The following is a 17,695-nucleotide window of genomic DNA, read 5'->3' as shown; positions in this document are numbered from 1 at the left end:
GGGTAACACCGGGTTTAACCGCCCGCGCGGGCGCGGCGAACAAACCTGCTGCATGCAGGTGGTTACGGTCGAGTAGCCATAACTGCGCTGATCAAGGCACGATTGTTATGTAATCGTTATGTTAAAAAAACCGGCTCGCTTAACGGCCGCTGACACCGCGTCAGTCGGGTTCGGCGAACCCGGCGGGCCCGAAAATGAGCGAACAAGTGTTTGCTGGAAGTTGGACCGTCCGGCCGCTAGGCCCACTGACCGAACTGGGGTTTGAGGATTTCGTTGATATCGACCCCGACGCCGCCGACGCTGCGTTTGTCGATCTCGACCTGATGCAGACTCGCGGCGGGGTGGGCGAAGCCCTTCGGCGAGCCCCAGTTGTGCTGCCAGAAGTACGAGCCGAGACCGTCGTGCAGCGCCCAGTCGATGGTTTTGGAGTTGCCGTACACGCCCGTGCGCTCGTGCCCGATCACCGACTCCCAGGAGCGCAGATACGGAACTATCTGCTGCTTGTACTGCTCGTAAGACGGGTCGTCGTCGATCGACGCATAGATCGGCGCGTTCGCCGGACCGCCGGCGGCGGCGTGCAACTGCATCCCGCGCTGCGCGTGTTGCAGCCCCGCGCCCGCCCCGCCGAGCCAGTCGGCGGTTGACCCCTTGCCGTACTGGTAGCACGAGACGATCTTGAGCCCGTTGCTGCTCAGGTCACGGGCCTCGCCGACCTGAATCGGCTTGCCCAGCATCCAGTTGCCGCCCGGCCGGCGGTCGGAGACGTAGCGAATGGAACCGACCGCCCCGGCGGCCCTGATCTCGCTGGCCGGGATGATTCCCGCCGCGTAGTCCAGCAGGGTGCCAAGCGACGCCGACGCGGGCGCGGCGCGCAACGACGCCGCCGCGACGCCGAGCCCTACCAGACCCGGGGTCGCGGCAGCGAATTTGAGCACGTCACGGCGCGAGACCGACACATGCCACAGGGTACGACAGGAACATCACGTGCCCCATGAACCACTTATGTCACAGCGGTCACATATGCGTCACGGCGGCGCATTGCCGGGCAACACGATGACGATGATGGCCTCCAGGCCGCGGCGGGCGGTCTGCCGCGACATCTCCTCGAGGAAACGGGCGGCCGCCGGACTGATGGATCCGGCCCAGGCGCGGAATCCCTGCACCATCACCGGGTCGTTGGCCAATAACGGTGCCACCCGCCGCAGCACGCCGACCACGTCGTCGGGCAACGGGTCGGCCACTTGCGCGTCGATCCAGGTGCGCGCGAGTTCAATTGCCGCGGAATCACTTTCGTCTAATGAAACGACGTCGTTGGCGAGTTTGCGCAGTCGGTCGAAGAGCACCTGATGTCCAGGCGTCTCGGCCAATTGCTCCAACAACGTGCTGGCGGCCGGCGGTAACGCCATCTGCCCGAACAAGGCGGGAACCGGTAGCTCCCACTCGTCGAACAGGCTGGCGTACATCGCGGTGACGGTCGCGGAGAGCGGGGCGGTGAGCCTGCCGATGACGCCGATGCTGTCGCGATGCCTCGTCGCCAGCCTGCGCAGGAGGTTCTCATCGAGGTCGGTCGCGTCGGCGATGCCGGTGGCGGTATCGATCGCGGCGATCAGCTGATCCAGCCGGTCGCGTTCGCGCACCAGCAAGGTGCGGTGCTCGTCCAGCAGCGCAGCCAGGGTGGTCTGACCGCCGTCGAGCAAGCGCTGGATGTCGTTGATTCCGACGCCGAGGCTTCTCATCAGGTCGATGCGCAGCAGCTCGAGCACCTGGTCGACGTCGAACACGCGGTAGCCGTTGCTCAGGTACTCGGCGTGCAGCAAACCGATTTTCTCGTAGTGGCGGATGCGGCCCGATGCGATTCCGGTCAGGGCCGCGACGTCGCCGATCAGCAACTGCTCAGCCACGGCTTGACCTTACAACTGTCACAAGGTCTGTACTGGGCATATGGAGCGCGACCAGCTCATCGACCTGACCAGGCGGGCGTGCAAGCTGGCGCGGGACAAGACGACCGACCTCGCCCCGTCACAGCATCGGGTCGACGCGCGGGACTACACGTCGGTCGAGCGACACGAGCTGGACCGGGCCATGCTCCTGGCCAGCCCGCAGCTGGTGGGCTACGTCTCGGAGCTGCCAGCTCCGGGCGCGTACTGCACCAAGGAGGTGATGGGCCGATCGATCCTGCTGACGCGCACGTCGGCGGGTTCGGTCAAGGCGTTCGACAACGTCTGCCTGCACCGCCAATCGCCGGTCGCGACGGGGTGCGGCATGGCGAAACGGTTCACGTGTCCCTACCACGCGTGGACGTACGACAACACGGGGCGCTTGGTGGCGCTTCCGGGACATGAGGGGTTCCCGGAGGCGGTGATCAAGTCCGATCGGTTGACCGAATTGCCGGCCGCCGAGTATGCCGGATTCCTTTGGGTCGCGCTGGATCCCGGCGCGACCCTGGACGTCGCCGCGCACCTGGGGCCGCTGGCCGACGAGCTCGATTCCTGGGGCATCGGGCGGTGGTCCCCGCTGGGCGAGAAGGTGCTCGACTTTCCGATCAATTGGAAGCTGGCGGCCGACACCTTCGCGGAGAACTATCATTTCGCCACCGTGCACCGGCAAACCTTTGCCACCATCGCCCGGAGCAACTGCACGGTGTTCGACTCGTACGGCCCCCATCACCGATTGATCTTCCCGCTCAACACGATCCTGGAGCTCGACGATGTTCCCGAAGAGCAGTGGGATCCGTTCCACAACATGGTCGTGATCTACGCGCTGTTCCCCAACATCGTGCTGTCGGTGACGATCGCCAACGGAGAGCTCTTCCGCATCTACCCAGGCGACCGACCCGGCAGGTCGATTACCGTGCACCAGAACTCGACACCGCTGGACCTGTCCGAGGAATCCGTGGCCGCCGGCGCTCGAGCCGTCTTCGAGTATGCGCACGCCACGGTCCGCGACGAGGACTACCGGCTGGTCGAGGGCCTGCAGGCCAACCTCGAGTCGGGCGCTCGGGATCACCTGGTGTTCGGCCGCAACGAACCTGGGTTGCAGCACCGCCACATCGCCTGGGCGCGGGCGGTTGCCGAGTTGGCCCCTAGCTGACGCCGGCCGTATCGCGACACTGCAACCACGCACACGACACGCCGCGGGGCGTGTGCGTGGCTTCAGTCTCGGCCAGCAGCGCCGTCGTCCGACAGGACGGCGATCAGATCCTCGAGAATCGTTGCCAACAAATCATTTTCGACGGGCGCGACCCCGGTCAGCAACTCGACCGCCTCACCGCGACGGCCGGCGGCAATCAGCGGCACCACCCGATCGGCGATCGTCTGCAGCTCCGGGGCGGGTGGTTCGACGTTCGCGACGGTGGTGGCCAGCACCTCGACCAGCTCCCAGTCGCGGTACAGCGCGAGTGACCTCTCGTTGAAGGCGAACCCGGTCACCGGTTTGCCCCACAGCGTTCCGTGGTAGCGATAGGGACCTTCCATGTACTCGATCGGCAGGCCGTGCGCCGGGGCCGCCACCAGCGGCTCCCCGATGATATCCAGTTGCAACGTGGCGCAACTGATCCGGTGGCGATCCGGCATGTACCGGGCGGGGGCGACCGGCCGCACCAGCGGCCGCACCGCGTTCGGCCAGCGGACGTAGCTGCTGACCGTGACCTCGACGTCTTCGGCGCAGTCCGGCGGCAAGGCGGGGTCGGGATAGCTGGTCGTGACGCCGGTAAACGGCTGCAGCGCATTGCCGTTCGTGCGGTCGAATTGCCGCCAGATGCTCAGGTCCACGCCGTTGTCGAAGTTGATGGTGCGCCATTCGTGCGACCTGGCCCGTGGGTCTCCCCCGCTCCCCCCGCCGCCGGCGTACTTCGGGAACCACTGCCGGTCGACGTGCCCGCCGCTGCCGGAGACCTGCTCGACGACGTCGCCCCAGCGCAGCGTGCCCGTCATCGCCATTCCCGTCTGGAAATACGAGTAGGTGTCGCTTTGGCCGAAGCAGACGATCTTCCCATTGTAGGTCGATGCGCCCACCGGAGTCGGTGCGCGCGTTGGGGTTACGGCCAGGTCGAGCCGCATTCGCCGGCCGGAGTGGTCCTCACCCACCAGGCTGACGCGATACGTGAACGGCAGCAATTCCCCGTCGCCGCTGCGGCAGGCGCTCCAGGACGCGGTTCCCGCGCCGCTGTGGTAGCTGAGGTCGAGATACCCCGACGCCATGGCCAGCTTGCGCTGGGCCCCCGGCTCCATGTTGGCCGGCGGCATGTCGTAATCCGTGTAGGTGCCGTAGTCACCGGTGTCGAGGTCGAACAGCGCCATCGTGTAGAAATCCGCGACGATCGTTCCCCCGGGCCGGTTCTTGTTGAAAATGGTCAGGAAGGCAAACGAGCGACCGCTTTCGACGGCATCGAGCTGGCCGGCGATGAACCAGGTGTCCGACTCCTGGTCGGCGTGCTCGCCTTCCGCGGCGGGGAAGTCCAGCTGCGGATCGCCGGGGACCAACCGGAACGGGTAAGTGCGCCAGTCGCTATCCATGTCGCTTCCTTGCCACGGCGCCATCTTGCTTTTTTCACTATGTTAGCGTCAATAGCGAAATTGCGGTCGCGGTCCGATTTCCCGAGGAAGTGCCCGATGACAGAAAATCCCGGCCATCGTTCCTACAACGAACTCTTCATCGGAGGGCAGTGGCGCAAGCCCGCCAACCCGCAACAGCTCGCCGTGATCTCGCCGCACTCCGAAGAGCCGGTCGGCCACGTCCAGGTGGCCGGGCCCGAGGACGTCGACGCCGCCGTCGCCGCCGCGCGAAGCGCTTTCGACCACGGCCCCTGGCCCCGCATGACCCATGCCGACCGGATGGCCAAGGTCGAACAGCTCGCCGGGATCTACGCCGGGCACATGGACGAGATGGCCGACCTGATCACCGACGAAATGGGCTCCCCCCGCAGCTTCAGCCGGCTCGGCCAAGGGGCGGCCGCGGCGACGCTGATCCACCTCGCGCTGGCCGCCGCGCGCGACTTCCCCTGGGTGGAACGCCGCCAGGGGGTACTCGGCGAAGTGCACCTGCGGCGCGCCCCGGTCGGGGTGGTCGGAGCGATCGTGCCGTGGAACGTGCCGCAGTTCCTGATCATGCCCAAGCTGATCCCGGCCCTGATCGCCGGCTGCACGGTGATCATCAAGCCCGCACCCGAAACGCCTTTGGACGCTTTGTGGTTGGCCGAAATGATCGAGCAGCTGGACCTGCCCGACGGGGTGGTCTCGGTGCTGCCGGGCGGACCCGACATCGGCGAGGCGCTGGTGCGCCATCCCGGTGTCGACAAGATCGCGTTCACCGGCTCCAGCGCCGTCGGGCGTCGCATCGCCGCGCTCTGCGGCGAGCAGCTGAAGCGCTACAGCCTCGAACTGGGCGGCAAGTCGGCGGCGATCATTCTCGACGACGCCGACATCGGCAAGACGGTGGCGGGGCTGAAGACCGCCGGCTTGATGAACAACGGTCAGGCGTGTGTCGCGCAGACCCGCATCCTGGTGAGCGATCGCCGTCACGACGAGGTGGTCGACGCGCTGGCCGAGATGATGTCGGCGCTCAACGTCGGCGATCCGGCCGACGAGGCCACCGATATCGGACCCCTTGTCGCGCAACGGCAACAACGTCGGGTGCAGGAGTACATCAAGTCGGGTAAATCGGAAGGGGCGCGAGTCGTGCTCGGCGGCGAGGACAGTCCGTCCGGACGCGGCTGGTACGTGCGGCCAACGTTGTTCACGGACGCCACCAACGACATGCGCATCGCGCGCGAGGAGATCTTCGGTCCCGTGCTGACCGTGCTGCGCTACCGCGACGAGGACGACGCGATCCGCATCGCCAACGAGAGCGACTACGGTCTGGCCGGTTCGGTGTGGACTTCTGACATCGCACACGGTTTGGAGGTCGCGGCCGGTGTCCGCACCGGCACCTACGGCATCAACATGTACACCCTCGACATCGGCGCCCCGTTCGGCGGCTTCAAGCAGTCGGGCATCGGGCGCGAGTTCGGCCCGGAGGGCCTGCACGAGTACGTCGAGCTTCAGACGCTGGTGTGCAAGGGCAAGCTGCCGCCGCTATAGCTCGCGCGGCCGCCACGCGGGATCGCGGCCGAGCCGCGCGAGAAGCCTTGCCTGGAGATCGGTTTCGTCGTCGACCGCGACGGGCGCGGAGAACATTCCCGACGCGGCCAAGGCCCGGGGGTCCGCCGGCAAGGCGGAGTAAAACCGTTCGCACCAGCCCGGATCCAGCCGATCGTCGGAGCCCACCGCGCGGGCGAGGTCCCAGGTGTGCACCAACACATCGCGGGTCAGGTTCGGCATCAACCGGTGGGCGTCCAGCTGCGCCGCGGCGCCCGATTCAAGCGCCTCCGTCAGGGAGTCGTAGGTCAATTGCCAACGCGCCCGCGGATCTTCCCGGGGTCGGTCGGGCTTCAGCCCGAGGGGCCGCAGGATGAGTACGTCATGGAAGCCGATCACGTGCTCGACGACCCCTCGGGCGTCCCACGCGTCGCACGGCGAGCGACGGTCCCACCGGCCGTCCGCCGCGGCAACCGACTCGCCGAACCGCCGGCATACGGCGAGGTGCAGTTCGGCTACGTCGTCCGTCACCAAGGGTGTTCGGGCATCTGCAGCGTGAGCTCGACCGGACAGCAAAGGGCGCCATGCTGATTGGTTACCTGGATTTCGATGTCGACAAGACAGCGCGGCGGATCCACCGAGGTGTCCCGCCGCTTGGCCAGGGCCCGCCCGCGCCCGATCATCGTGTCCCCCGCGTACACCGACCCGACCAGCCGCATCGATCGGCGCACCACGCGGCTGCTCGGACCCGCCCACTCGGTGGCGACCCGATCGGCAAACCCGGCAAGGTGCATGGTGTTGACATAAATCGTTGGGTTGCCCTGGCTTTGGGCATAGCTGGGATCGAAATGGCCGGGGAAATAGTCCCATGTCGCCCCGGCGTTCTCCACCACCCGCTGATAGCTGATGTGGTCGACCACCTCCGGCAAGTCGACAGGGACGTCGATCGTGTTCCAGTCCAGATCGCTCACGAGGCGGCACCAGGAGTGAACCGGAACAACGTATTCCGGCACGTCGCCACCACGGCGCCGTCCTGACGGGTATAGGTCTCCAGCGTCTCGACGAAGTGACCGACCCCCAGCCGGGTCCGCTTCTCCGGCGACACCGACACCAGCTCCTCGACGGCGGTGAGCACGTCCCCCTCGACGATCGGCCGCAGGAACTCGACGTCGTTGGCCGCGTTGATGAACGTGGTGCCAGGCAGCGGCACCCGCAGCACCACCGAGGCCGCCGGTGGTCGGCCCGTCGGCTCCCACGGCGGGGGGATCAGCCAACCCATCAGGAGGGCCGGCGGGGCGAGCAGGCCGCCCCACCTCTGCCGGGCAAACTCCGCATCCCAATACGATCGATTGCCGTCGCGGACCATCGCGGCGAACAACTGGATGCGCGCGCTGCTGACGGGGGTCGCCGCGGTGCGGGGTTCGCTCTTCGCGCCGACCATGCGCAGCGCGTCTTCGTAACTACCAAACGCGAGCTGGTAGCTGAGGTCCTGACCCTCGCTCACATGACGAGCGGGTGGCGGCTCGGCACCGAATCCCATTCGAGCGCACGGGAAGTGAAGTACCAGGCGCCGCGCTCGTAGATCAGCGTGTCCCGGTACGTCCCGGTGGCCCGCAGGGTGGTGTCGCCGTACATCGCGGCGAACAGCACCGCGACGCAACGCATGCTCGCGTTGATGCCGTCGATGCGGATCTCGTGGTCCAGGGTGACCAGCCGCTGTCCGTCGCCGCCGTCGAAGGCCGCGCGCAGGTCGGTGAACAGGTCGCCGTCGCGGGAGTAGCTGGCGCCGGCGTGGCGGAAGGTGGCGATCCAGCGGTCGCGATCACCGTCTGAGTAGGCCCTGTTGTGGCGGGCGGTCAAATCGAGGATCGCAGCGCGGGCCGTCGCGGCCTGGAGCATCTGCTGTTCCTGATAAGTCATGGTCATCTTGCTCTGCAGCCTCTCTGCGAAATGACGCCCAACAAGGGGTGGTGACGTAACACTAAATTAACTTACCGGCGATTCCGTAACATCAAGGTAACTTACCGGCGAACGATATACCCCTCTTTCTCGCGATCCCACGCCGCCGGACTTAGGCCGCGACCCCGCAACACGTCTTTACGAACTCGCCCGAGGACGTTCTTGGGGAGTTCGTCGACGGCCTCCACGAATCGCGGCACACAGAAGTACGGCATCCGGGCGGCGCAGAAATCCAGCAACTCCGCGCAGTCCAGGGCCGCCCCGGGGCGCAGCGTCACGACCAACAGGATGTCGTCTTCGCCCAACTCGCTCGGGACCGCGACCGCGGCGGCCTCGGCCACCGAGGGGTGGCGCACGACGACGGCCTCCACTTCGACCGAGGACACGTTTTCGCCGCGCCGGCGCAACGAGTCTTTGATGCGGTCCACGTAGGTCAGGTTCCGATCGGTGTCGAGCCGGCCCAAATCGCCGGTGCGAAACCACTCCGGGTGCGGCTCCACCCGTGAGCCCTGACTCACATAGCCTTCGCTCATCACGTGCGGGCGCCGTGGGCGGCAGGCAATTTCCCCGACCGCGCCGGGTGGCAGCGGGTCGCCGCGCTCGTCCACGATGCGGACGTCGAAATCGGGATTCGGCCGGCCCGACGTCCCGGGCACCCCTTCGTCGGACACCCCCTTGACGGCAATCGGAAAGGCCTCGGTCATGCCGTACATCGTGACGATGCGGCAGCCGTAACGCTTTTCGATCTCACGGTAGGAGCCCGCGTCGATGGGCGCGGCGGAGATGAACCGCAGCGGCAGCTGCGCGTCACGCGGATCCGCCGGCAGGTTCTGCAGCATCGACACCATCGCCCCGGCACCGACGAAGCCGATGGCGCCGTGGGCGCGGATGTCGTCCCACACCTCGCCGGGGTGAAACGCCTTGGCCAACACGGTCGTCCCGCCGACCAGCATCGGCGCCAGCACGCTGGGCGCCGCGCTCAGGTGGAAGAGCGGCATGGCCGTCCACAGCACCTCCCCCGGGCAGAATTCCCAGGCGGAAGCGGCGGTCGCGGCAACAGAGAACAGATATTGCCACGTCGTGGCAACCGCTTTCGACGGGCCGGTCGTGCCGGAGGTGAAGAACAGCACGCCGACGTCGGCCGGCCCCGCGTGGCTTTCGGTCAGCGGAACGTCGAGGTCGAGGTGCAACGTGGCAGTCAGTGAATCATCCTGCACCACAACGCCGATCACCTCATCCAGCTGCCCGACGACTTCGTCGACCCGGGGTCGCCGCTCGGCGTCGGTGAGAATCACCTTGGCCCGCGACAACCGCAGCGTGTGCAGCAGGAAATCACCCTTATTCGCGGCGTTCACCGCAGCGCTGACCGCGCCGATGCGCGCCGCACCCAGCCAGAAGTAGACCCATTCCGGACAGGTCGCGGTGAACAGCGCCACGCAGTCGCCCGGACCGACGCCCAGGCCGGTCAGCATGTGCGCCGCCGCGCGGGACCGCTGGCGCATCTGCTCGAAGGTCACGTCGACGCCGGCGATCGACATCATCACCCGGTCGGGATGCTGCTCGGCCCGCGCATCCAGCACGGCCGGCACGGTGAAGCTGTCGACACCGAAATCCGACGGCCCCGGCATCAGGCTTTCGCGGCCGCCGGGTCGGGCTCACCGTCGGCGGTGTAACCGAAGTCGGACGGCGAGGGCTGCGGACCCGGGTAGAAGCGGTGCGCCCAGCGGCGAAGGGCGGCGTAGTCGTGCGCCTCTTCGGGAGCCAGGTTGGGCTTTTCGAGGTACTTCATGTTCTCCCACGTGAAGAAGTCCTGCTTGATGACCTCTTGCTGCAGCGCCAGGAACCTGGCGGCGCGGCCGGTGGGCGCGTCGCCGGTATCGCCGGGCTCACGGACGGACGCCTGCGTGTAGAAGTAGTCGGTGTAGTCCTCGTCGACCGGCGTCTGCCCGGTCACCTGCAGGGTGGCCACCAACTCACTGGGGAAACGAACCAGGCCCAAGCCCAACGAGTAGTTGTCGTAGATGATCTTGGCGTCGACCGGCCCGTTCGGGGTCAGCCAGGTCGAGGCGCGGCCGCCGCCGAAATGGGCGTTGACGGTGGCGTGCAGGTGGTACCCGGATACCTCGAACGACGAGGTGGTCGCGGGGTTGGCGGCCTTGTGCACGTACTGAACGTGGTAGGGGTCGGCGGCGTTCTCGATGATCATTTGCGGATGCACCTTGACCCGGTTGAGCATCTGGGTGTGCGGGTGCAGCGGGTAGTACTCGTCGGTTTCCAGCTCGGGCAGCACCGGCGGCTGCCAGTACGGCGCCCGGCCGTGCCGCTCGTGCCAGGCGAGGATGAACCCGTACCACTCCATGCTCGGATAGGTGCGGATGCGAACGTTGTTCTTGCAGCCGATCTTGCTGTACGGGATCAGGGCGTTGGTGCCGTCGCCGCGCCACCGCCAGCCATGCCAGGGGCAGACGATGTTCTCGCCCTCGACAGTGCCGCCGACGCCGAGGTTGGCGCCGAGGTGCTGGCAGTAGGCGTCCATGACGTGCACCTGGCCGGACTCGGTGCGGAAAAGCACCAGCTCTTCGCCGAAGTAGTGTGCGCGCTTGACCTGGCCGGAGGGCAGGTCGGACCCGAAGGCCACGATGAACCAGCCCGTCGGGAACCGGTAGGTGGACAGCGCGATGCCCGCCTGTCCGAACTCACGCTCCGAAGGATCTGCGGCCAAATCTGATGCCGAGTCCGAAACTGTATCCGTCACGACCACTCCCAGCGGGTTCGACGCTAAGCTCTATTTTTACTATCTTAAGCATTGAACGTCAACGCGGCGCCCGCAAGGTGCCTGTTGTCACGACGAAGCGGAGTTCCGGATGACGGCTGCGGCGGTGGACCTATCCGATTTCGCCTTGTGGCGCAACGGTTTTCCCGACGAATTATTCGCCGAGTTGCGACACACCCGGCCGCTGTTCCGGCACGAGATGACACCCGGCGTCGCCGAGACCGTGCACCGCGAATTCTGGGTGGCCACCAAGCACCGGCACGCGGTCCGGCTGCATCGGGATACGGAGTCCTTCACCGCCGTCGACGGCCCGCTCATCCAACCGGTCGGGATGTTCTCGTCGTACCCCACGATCATCAACATGGACCCGCCGGAACTGAACAAGCGCCGCAAGCTCATCTCCAGCGCGTTCAACCCGCGCGCGATCGCCAAACTCGAGGACGGAATCCGGGCGCGCGCCGCGGGGATGATCGACCACCTGCTGGCCGAGGGCGGCGGCGACTGGATCGAGGACGTCGCCGACGCGCTGCCCATGACGGTCATCGGCGACATCATCGGCATACCGGACGAAGACCGCCCGCGCATCTTCGACAGCCTGGACCGCATCCTGAAAGCCAACGCGCCCGGGCCGCGGCCGAGGCAGCAGGACTATACCGACCTGTACGCGACCATCTTTGGGTACGCGATGGAGCTCACCGCGGAAAAGCGGCGCAACCCCACCGACGACATCTGGAGCACCCTGGCGTCCGCGGTGATAACCGGCGAGGACGGCGAAGAATTCAGCCTGCCCGCCAACGAACTCGAGTTCTTTTTCTTCGTGCTGACATTCGCCGGCAGCGACACCACCAAGAACGCGTTGGCCATCGGGCTGCAGGCGTTCGTCGAGAACCCGGAGCAGATCGAGCGGTACCGCGCGCGGGAGGACGTGCGCCCGAGCGCCGTCGAGGAGGTGTTGCGCTGGGCGTCCCCGGTCGCGTACTGGACGCGCACCGCGAAGGTCGATGTCGAGATGGACGGCCAGCACATCGCGCAGGGCGAGCGGGTGGTGTCCATGCTGCGCTCGGCGAACCGCGACGAGGAGGTGTTCCCCTCCCCGTTCACGTTCGACATCGGGCGCCAGCCCAACCCCCAGGTGGCTTTCGGGGGCGGCGGACCGCACCATTGCCTGGGCGCCATGCTGGCGCGCGCCGAACTGCGCGCGGTCTTCGACGAACTGCTGCTGCGCTGCGACGACATCGCCCTCGGTCCGGCCACCGTGGCTTATCCGAACCTGCTCACCAACATGTCGATCTATGACGAGATGTCGATCTCGCTAGGCGAACGGCGTTAAGTCAATACGGCGCCGGCGCGTCGCCGAAAGCGGCGAACACCGCCAACGGGTCCAGGTAGTCACGCCAGTGCGCGATCTTGCGGTCTTTGACCGCGATCACCGAGATGAAGCGGTTGACGTAGGGCGCACCCGTGCGCACCACAGTGCCGTGCATGGTGTACTCGAGAATCACCACCGACTTGTCGGGGTCGTAATAGCGGTACACGTCGCTGCTGCCGCTCTGGACGATCGACTCCCCGTAATCGGAATACAGTTCGGCCAGCGCCTCGCGACCGACGACGCGGCGAGGGTAGTCCGGGACGGTGATGACAAACTCGACCACCACATTCTCGGCGTGCATATCGAAAAAATCGGTTCCGTCGACCAACCCGGTCAGGGCCTCGGCGACCACCTCGAAGTAGGGCCGCATCGCGGCGTACTTGGACATATCCCTCAACGACATGCCCGCACTCTAAGGAATCAATCGATCAGCCGCAGCGCGGCTTTGGGGCACTGGTCCACCGCGGCGCGCACGTCGATCTCCAGCCGCGGCGGCACGGGGCCGTCGGCGATCTGCACGACGTCGGCCTCGCCCAGTTCGAACACCTCCGGAGCGAGCGATTCACAGAAGCCGTTGGCTTCACACAGGTTTTCGTCGACCGTCACGCGCATCAGGCGTCCTCCTCAACCACTATTTTTTGAGGCCCGCCGGCCGGGTCCCGATCACTTTGTTGTTGGCCAGGTTGTCCAGTTCTTCGTCGGTCACTCCACACCGATCGCGCAATACCTCCCCATTGTGCTCGCCCAACCTCGGCGGCGGGCGAAGCAGCCACTTTTCCTGGCCGGCCAGCTTGGCGAACGGCGGGCACGGGTACAGGCCCGCCCCGGTGCTCGGATGGTCGAGGGCCTCCAGGAATCCCCGGTCGCGCAGCTGGGGGTTCTCGGTCACCAACGACGGCGACACCACCGGCGCGGCGGGAACGCCAACGCCGGCCAGGCGCTCGACCGCCGATTCCAGTGATTGCGCGGCGAACCAATCCCCGAGCCGGCGATCGATGTCGTCGGCCCGCTGCAGCCGCCCGCTCACGGTCGCCAGACCCTCGTCGCACCAGGCGGGTCGATCCATCACATCGACCAGGGCCTGCCACTGCCGGTCGTCGCGCACCGTGATCGCGATCCAGTCGTCGTCGCCGGCGCACCGATAGATGTTCTGGATCGCCTCGCCGTGACCGCGGTTGCCGCGCCGGCCCAGCGTCACCCCGAAGACCTCGGCTTCGATCGCCTGTATCGCGGTGGCGTTGAGCACCGTTTCCAGCATCGGCAGCTCGAGCAGCTGACCGGTTCCGCTGCGTCCGGCGAAGTTCAGCGCGGCCAGCACGGCGAACGCGGCGTGCACGCCGGCCAGCGGATCGCAGGCCCCGCGCGGCGTCACCGGCGGGGCCTCCGGCAGCCCGGTGACCCAGGCCAGGCCTGCGATCTGCTCCATGGTCGGGGCGAATCCGACGCGTTCCCGCCACGGACCGTCCAGCCCGAACGCCGGCATCCGGGCGACCACGAGCCTCGGGTTGACCTCGAGCAGGAAATCGGCGGTGAGGCCGAACTGATCCATCACCCGCGGGGAGAAGTTTTCGATCACCAGGTCGGCGCCGGCCGCCAACTTCTTGAACAGGCGACGGCCCTCGTCGGACCCCAAATCCAGTGTGACGGAACGCTTATTGGTGTTCATGGCGTGGAACACCCAGCCGTACTCCCACCAGTCGTCCACGTCGGTGCGCATCCCGCCCGAGTAGCGGATGCCGTCGGGCCGCTGGATGGACTCCACCTTGATCACGTCGGCGCCGAACGCGGCCAGCAGGTGGGTCGCGGCCGGTCCCGCCCAGAACGCGGTCAGGTCGACGATGCGCAGGCCCTCCAGCGGCAGGCCCGCTGGGCCGGACGCCGGGCCGGATTCGCTTTTCTCCCATGCCGGTTCGTCGTTGGCCTCACCGGGCGCGGGAGTGGCGCGCAGCGGCGCCGGCGCGCACGCCTGCAGCAGCCACGGCGGGCGCGGCTGGTGAAAGCCGGCGGGGTTGGGCGTAAACACTTCTCGCTCCCGCACATACTCCATGTCGCGAATCGTGGAGCCGCTGCCCAACGCCGCGATCGGAAGCCGGAACAGCTGACCGAGTTCGACGATCTCCGCCACGGTCCGTTCGGCCAACCACGGGCCGATCTGTTTGCGGATCAGGTCGCGGTAGGCCCACCGGCCGATCTGGAACCGCAGCTGTTCGATCTCCTCCAGCTGCGGGCACTCGACCATCGCGCAGAAGTCGAGCCATTGCTGCCCGGTGACCATGGTGATGCCGACGTAACCGTCCTTGGCCGGCTCGATCGAGGGCACCTCCAAAGTGCGGCGGACCGGCGGAACGCGCAGCAGCTGCGAGTGCAACCATTCGCTGCTCTGCATCGCGGTCATCGCCTCGAGCATCGACAGGTCGAGATGCTCGCCGGGACCGCCACGCTCGACACGACGGCGCACGGCCAGCGCGCCGAACGCGCCGTAGACCCCGCCCATGTACTCCCCCAGGTCCCCGCCGATCGCGATGGGAGGCCCGGCGGGATCGCCGCGAAAGCCGGGCGAGCCGGCCCACGCCTGCAAGGTGAACTCGCTCGCGGCGCGCTCGGCATACGGTCCGGCCCACCCGAAGTCGGAGATCGTGACGACGATCGCCCGCGGGGAGTCGGCCAGCAGCCGCTGCGGATCGACGCCCAGCGCCGCCGCCCGCGACCGGCCGGCGGTGACCACCACGACGTCGGCGCCGGCGAGTTCGGCCCGGTACCGTTCGGAGTCCGGAGCGACGGTCAGGCTGCGCTTGCCGGCGTTGAGGTAGCTGAACAACGGGGACGAATCGCCGTCCGGCACGGGCGAACAGCTGGCGGTGTACCGCCGCAGCCAATCCCCCTGCGGCGGTTCGATTTTGCGCACCTGCGCCCCAGCATCGACGAGCAGCTTGCCGCAGTAGTCGCCGGCGATCCGGTCGCTGATCTCGACGACACGCAGTCCGTCAAGCGGTGTCGGCCGGCTGTCGGGCTCGCGCCTCACGCGGCTATTTATACCATTACTGCTAAAATAGCTAAGCCAGTCGAGCACGCGCGAGGATTGGATGACCGCCCTGGGAATTGGCCAAGATGCCCGTCGCCGACTGTCGGCGCCGCGGATCGCCGAAATCGTAGCCGACGAGTTGCGCCGTCAGATCATCGACGGCGAGCTCGCCGACGGCGACCTGCTGCCGCGCCAGGAGGTGCTCGTCGAGCAGTTCAACGTCAGCCTGGTCTCCCTGCGCGAGGCGCTGCGGATCCTGGAAACCGAAGGGCTGGTCTCGGTCCGGCGGGGCAACCGCGGCGGCGCCGTGGTGCACGCGCCCGCGAAGACCAGCGCGGCCTACATGCTCGGCCTGCTGCTGCAGAGCGAGTCCGTCCCGGTAGCCGACCTGGGCTTCGCGCTGCGGGAACTCGAACCCGCCTGCGCCGCACTGGCCGCCCAGCGGCCCGACCGGGCGGACACGCTGGTGCCGGAACTCAAGCGGGTCAACGACTCGATGGCCGAAAATCTCGACGACGGGCGGCTCTTCACCGAAATCGGCCGTGAATTCCACGATCTCGTGGTCCGCGGCTGCGGAAACCACACCATCATCGCGGTGGTCGGCAGCCTGGAGACGCTGTGGACCAGTCACGAGCAGCAGTGGGCCGACGAGAGCTCGGCGCGCGGCACCTACCCGTCGCTGACCCAGCGCCGCGCCGTGCTCGCCACCCATGTCAAGCTCACCGAGACCATCGCCGAGGGTGACGTCGACCGCGCCCGCCGCATCGCGGGCCGCCACCTGGCCGACGCGCAGACCTACGTGCTGTCCGGTCGGCCCGATCAACGCATCCATGCCCTGTCGCCGCAGGCGTTGGCGCGCCCGCGCGAAGTCCGGCGTCCCTGACGTCGATGCGAACCGCACTAGTCACCGGCGGCAGCGGCGGGATCGGGAGGGGATGCGCCCGCAAGCTCGGCGAGCTCGGTTACGACGTGGTGCTCTCGGCGCGGCGCGAGGCCCCGCTACGGGCGGCCGCCGAGGAGATCGGGGCACGCCACATCGTCGCCGACGCGTCCGATCCCGACGGGTTCGCTTCTGCCATAAGCGCTTTGGAGCGCATCGACCTCGTCGTGCACGCGGCCGGCACGCTCGGCGGTACCTACGCGCGCAAGCAGACTTTCGATCAGTGGCGGACCATCATCGCGGCCAACTTGGATTCCTGCTTCGTGGTGACGGCCGCCACCCTGCCCCGGATGCGCGCGGGATCGCGGTTCGTGTTCATCTCGTCGTCGGCGGCGCACGAGCCGATGATGGCCCGCACCGCCTACTCCGCGTCGAAGGCCGGCATGAACGCGTTCGCCCGCGCCCTGGCGCTCGAGGTGGACCGTGACGGCATCGCCGTGCACATCGTGACGCCCGGCCCGGTGGAAACCGAGATGCTGCAGGACGTTCCCTTCGAGATGTACGCGATCCAGGTGTCGGACGTCGCCGACGCGGTCGCCTGGCTGGATACCGTCGACCCGTCGGTCGATCTGCCGGAGATCCGGCTGTCGGCCGTGCAGCGCGGTCCGTTCGCGCGGCCGCCGGTGGTGCCTACGGAAGCCCGCCGCCGGCGCCAGCGAACCCTTTGATCACCGACTCGCCGAACTCGTGCAGGGATTCGGGGGCGGCGAAGTCGGCGAACCACACGTAGAACCGCTCGACGCGCTGCGCGGCCAGGCCGCCGAAGTGCGCGATCAGCTCGTCGGCGTCGCCGCAGACCAACCCCGAGCCCAGGTTGCCGAATCGCCGGGTACTTACCTCGCGCACCTTGTCCGGGTCGCTGCCTGTCCGGACAAATCCCACCATCTGCTGCATCGACACGCGGGCCGTGCCCGCGGCGGGGGCCAGCTTGGGCAATTTGTCGAGGTGGTTGGCGGGCAGATTCCACCAATCCGCGTATTTACGAACGAGTTCCATCATCCGCGGTCCGGTGCCGCCGAGCAGCAGCGGTATCGGATGGGACCGGCGCGGGACCTGCGTGGCCTCCCCCGGCTCGTCGCCCCAGTACTGCCGGATCAGCCCGATGCGGCGCCCGAGTTGTTCGACCCTGGCCTTCGGATCCTGCTGCCCCACATCGAATCTGGTGAATTCGGCGGGCCAGGAGCCCGCGCCTAGGCCGAGGTCGAACCTGCCGTTCGACGCGTCCGAGAGGGTGACGGCCTGTTTGGCCAGCACGGCGGGGTGCCGGAACGCGTCGCAGAGCACCAGGTGGCCGATCCGCAGCCGCTCCGTCTTGGCCGCCACCCAGGCGGCGATGCCCATTGCCTCCCAGATGATTTCGTCGGGCAGCCCCGGCGCCTCGAGGTGATCGATGAACGCCACCCCGTCGAAACCGCTGGCCTCGGCATGACGCGCCCGCTCCGCGATGTCGGCAGCCGACAGCCGTACCTGCGGCAGGAACAGATACCACTCGACCATGCGCCCACCTATGCTCGCGCCGATTGCAACAGCGGCGCTAGTTTACTATTTTTATTATGTT

18 protein-coding genes are annotated in these 17,695 nt (G+C 67.4%); 5 read left to right on the top strand and 13 right to left on the bottom strand.

What is annotated here, in order from left to right; all coding sequences use genetic code 11:
* Positions 1-236 precede the first annotated feature (236 nt).
* Together AC5Y7V_RS15100 and AC5Y7V_RS15095 are read right to left on the bottom strand one after the other, a co-directional pair.
* Positions 237-956 carry a DUF1906 domain-containing protein gene (locus AC5Y7V_RS15100; protein WP_499880842.1) on the bottom strand — a complete coding sequence of 240 codons (720 nt, stop codon included), beginning with the start codon at positions 954-956 and terminating at the stop codon, positions 237-239.
* 69 nt (positions 957-1,025) lie between these two features.
* Positions 1,026-1,901 carry a MerR family transcriptional regulator gene (locus tag AC5Y7V_RS15095; RefSeq protein WP_499880841.1) on the bottom strand — a complete coding sequence of 292 codons (876 nt, stop codon included), beginning with the start codon at positions 1,899-1,901 and terminating at the stop codon, positions 1,026-1,028.
* A 40-nt stretch (positions 1,902-1,941) separates the two neighbouring features.
* Here AC5Y7V_RS15095 and AC5Y7V_RS15090 point away from each other — a divergent pair, with 40 nt between their 5' ends.
* Entirely contained in the window at positions 1,942-3,090 is a 1,149-nt protein-coding gene (locus AC5Y7V_RS15090; protein ID WP_499880840.1) for an aromatic ring-hydroxylating oxygenase subunit alpha, read from the top strand.
* 62 nt (positions 3,091-3,152) lie between these two features.
* Here AC5Y7V_RS15090 and AC5Y7V_RS15085 read toward each other — a convergent pair whose 3' ends face one another.
* Positions 3,153-4,514 (bottom strand): lipocalin-like domain-containing protein, encoded by a 1,362-nt coding sequence (locus AC5Y7V_RS15085; protein ID WP_499880839.1) that lies wholly within the window; start codon positions 4,512-4,514, stop codon positions 3,153-3,155.
* Positions 4,515-4,610: 96 nt separating this feature from the next.
* On the opposite strand from AC5Y7V_RS15085, the gene AC5Y7V_RS15080 reads away from it, so the two are divergent.
* Positions 4,611-6,077 carry an aldehyde dehydrogenase gene (locus AC5Y7V_RS15080; protein WP_499880838.1) on the top strand — a complete coding sequence of 489 codons (1,467 nt, stop codon included), beginning with the start codon at positions 4,611-4,613 and terminating at the stop codon, positions 6,075-6,077.
* Here the strand turns inward: AC5Y7V_RS15080 and AC5Y7V_RS15075 are convergent.
* From AC5Y7V_RS15075 to AC5Y7V_RS15050, 6 genes are all read right to left on the bottom strand, one after another.
* Positions 6,072-6,605 (bottom strand): maleylpyruvate isomerase family mycothiol-dependent enzyme, encoded by a 534-nt coding sequence (locus tag AC5Y7V_RS15075; RefSeq protein WP_499880837.1) that lies wholly within the window; start codon positions 6,603-6,605, stop codon positions 6,072-6,074. The two genes, AC5Y7V_RS15080 and AC5Y7V_RS15075, sit on opposite strands and share 6 nt — an antisense overlap.
* Entirely contained in the window at positions 6,602-7,045 is a 444-nt protein-coding gene (locus AC5Y7V_RS15070; protein ID WP_499880836.1) for a MaoC family dehydratase, read from the bottom strand. The genes AC5Y7V_RS15075 and AC5Y7V_RS15070 overlap by 4 nt, the downstream gene beginning before the upstream one ends.
* On the bottom strand, positions 7,042-7,515 hold the full coding sequence (locus tag AC5Y7V_RS15065; RefSeq protein ID WP_499881032.1) for a MaoC family dehydratase: 474 nt from the start codon (positions 7,513-7,515) through the stop codon (positions 7,042-7,044). The genes AC5Y7V_RS15070 and AC5Y7V_RS15065 overlap by 4 nt, the downstream gene beginning before the upstream one ends.
* Before the next feature lie 59 nt (positions 7,516-7,574).
* Positions 7,575-8,000 carry a nuclear transport factor 2 family protein gene (locus tag AC5Y7V_RS15060; RefSeq protein WP_499880835.1) on the bottom strand — a complete coding sequence of 142 codons (426 nt, stop codon included), beginning with the start codon at positions 7,998-8,000 and terminating at the stop codon, positions 7,575-7,577.
* Between the two features lie 95 nt (positions 8,001-8,095).
* A complete protein-coding gene (locus AC5Y7V_RS15055; protein ID WP_499880834.1) occupies positions 8,096-9,661 on the bottom strand; it encodes an AMP-binding protein in 1,566 nt (521 codons plus the stop codon).
* Positions 9,661-10,788, bottom strand: a complete 1,128-nt coding sequence (locus AC5Y7V_RS15050; protein WP_499880833.1) for an aromatic ring-hydroxylating oxygenase subunit alpha — start codon at positions 10,786-10,788, stop codon at positions 9,661-9,663. Before AC5Y7V_RS15050 ends, AC5Y7V_RS15055 begins: the two co-directional genes overlap by 1 nt.
* Positions 10,789-10,897: 109 nt before the next feature.
* Between AC5Y7V_RS15050 and AC5Y7V_RS15045 the strand changes: the two genes are divergently transcribed.
* On the top strand, positions 10,898-12,136 hold the full coding sequence (locus tag AC5Y7V_RS15045; protein WP_499880832.1) for a cytochrome P450: 1,239 nt from the start codon (positions 10,898-10,900) through the stop codon (positions 12,134-12,136).
* 1 nt (position 12,137) lies between these two features.
* Here the strand turns inward: AC5Y7V_RS15045 and AC5Y7V_RS15040 are convergent, their stop codons facing one another.
* From AC5Y7V_RS15040 to AC5Y7V_RS15030, 3 genes are read right to left on the bottom strand one after another with little or no spacing between them, the layout of a single operon-like run.
* Positions 12,138-12,578 carry a nuclear transport factor 2 family protein gene (locus tag AC5Y7V_RS15040; RefSeq protein ID WP_499880831.1) on the bottom strand — a complete coding sequence of 147 codons (441 nt, stop codon included), beginning with the start codon at positions 12,576-12,578 and terminating at the stop codon, positions 12,138-12,140.
* A 17-nt stretch (positions 12,579-12,595) separates the two neighbouring features.
* On the bottom strand, positions 12,596-12,787 hold the full coding sequence (locus tag AC5Y7V_RS15035) for a ferredoxin (RefSeq protein WP_499880830.1): 192 nt from the start codon (positions 12,785-12,787) through the stop codon (positions 12,596-12,598).
* 19 nt (positions 12,788-12,806) lie between these two features.
* Positions 12,807-15,197: a CaiB/BaiF CoA-transferase family protein gene (locus AC5Y7V_RS15030; RefSeq protein WP_499880829.1), complete on the bottom strand. Its 2,391-nt coding sequence runs from the start codon at positions 15,195-15,197 to the stop codon at positions 12,807-12,809.
* A 61-nt stretch (positions 15,198-15,258) separates the two neighbouring features.
* On the opposite strand from AC5Y7V_RS15030, the gene AC5Y7V_RS15025 reads away from it, so the two are divergent.
* Complete coding sequence (locus tag AC5Y7V_RS15025) at positions 15,259-16,080, top strand: FadR/GntR family transcriptional regulator (protein ID WP_499880828.1); 822 nt, start codon at positions 15,259-15,261, stop codon at positions 16,078-16,080.
* A gap of 5 nt (positions 16,081-16,085) precedes the next feature.
* Entirely contained in the window at positions 16,086-16,805 is a 720-nt protein-coding gene (locus tag AC5Y7V_RS15020) for an SDR family oxidoreductase (protein ID WP_499880827.1), read from the top strand.
* On the opposite strand, the gene AC5Y7V_RS15015 is transcribed toward AC5Y7V_RS15020, so the two are convergent.
* A complete protein-coding gene (locus tag AC5Y7V_RS15015) occupies positions 16,768-17,634 on the bottom strand; it encodes an LLM class flavin-dependent oxidoreductase (protein ID WP_499880826.1) in 867 nt (288 codons plus the stop codon). The genes AC5Y7V_RS15020 and AC5Y7V_RS15015 overlap by 38 nt on opposite strands.
* Positions 17,635-17,695: the final 61 nt, after the last annotated feature.

It is taken from the genome of Mycobacterium sp. NGS34 (genome assembly GCF_059812845.1).
Note: the sequence above shows the minus strand (reverse complement) of the source record. Positions and strands in the feature narration are given on the sequence as shown.

Excerpts from the sequence above, each read along its gene's own strand:
- AC5Y7V_RS15025 (WP_499880828.1), top strand. The coding sequence starts at position 15,259 with ATGACCGCCCTGGGAATTGGCCAAGATGCCCGTCGCCGACTGTCGGCG.
- AC5Y7V_RS15055 (WP_499880834.1), bottom strand. The coding sequence starts at position 9,661 with ATGCCGGGGCCGTCGGATTTCGGTGTCGACAGCTTCACCGTGCCGGCC.
- AC5Y7V_RS15035 (WP_499880830.1), bottom strand. The coding sequence starts at position 12,787 with ATGCGCGTGACGGTCGACGAAAACCTGTGTGAAGCCAACGGCTTCTGT.
- AC5Y7V_RS15015 (WP_499880826.1), bottom strand. The coding sequence starts at position 17,634 with ATGGTCGAGTGGTATCTGTTCCTGCCGCAGGTACGGCTGTCGGCTGCC.
- AC5Y7V_RS15020 (WP_499880827.1), top strand. The coding sequence starts at position 16,086 with ATGCGAACCGCACTAGTCACCGGCGGCAGCGGCGGGATCGGGAGGGGA.
- AC5Y7V_RS15040 (WP_499880831.1), bottom strand. The coding sequence starts at position 12,578 with ATGTCGTTGAGGGATATGTCCAAGTACGCCGCGATGCGGCCCTACTTC.
- AC5Y7V_RS15060 (WP_499880835.1), bottom strand. The coding sequence starts at position 8,000 with ATGACCATGACTTATCAGGAACAGCAGATGCTCCAGGCCGCGACGGCC.
- AC5Y7V_RS15085 (WP_499880839.1), bottom strand. The coding sequence starts at position 4,514 with ATGGATAGCGACTGGCGCACTTACCCGTTCCGGTTGGTCCCCGGCGAT.
- AC5Y7V_RS15090 (WP_499880840.1), top strand. The coding sequence starts at position 1,942 with ATGGAGCGCGACCAGCTCATCGACCTGACCAGGCGGGCGTGCAAGCTG.
- AC5Y7V_RS15080 (WP_499880838.1), top strand. The coding sequence starts at position 4,611 with ATGACAGAAAATCCCGGCCATCGTTCCTACAACGAACTCTTCATCGGA.
- AC5Y7V_RS15065 (WP_499881032.1), bottom strand. The coding sequence starts at position 7,515 with ATGGTCGGCGCGAAGAGCGAACCCCGCACCGCGGCGACCCCCGTCAGC.
- AC5Y7V_RS15045 (WP_499880832.1), top strand. The coding sequence starts at position 10,898 with ATGACGGCTGCGGCGGTGGACCTATCCGATTTCGCCTTGTGGCGCAAC.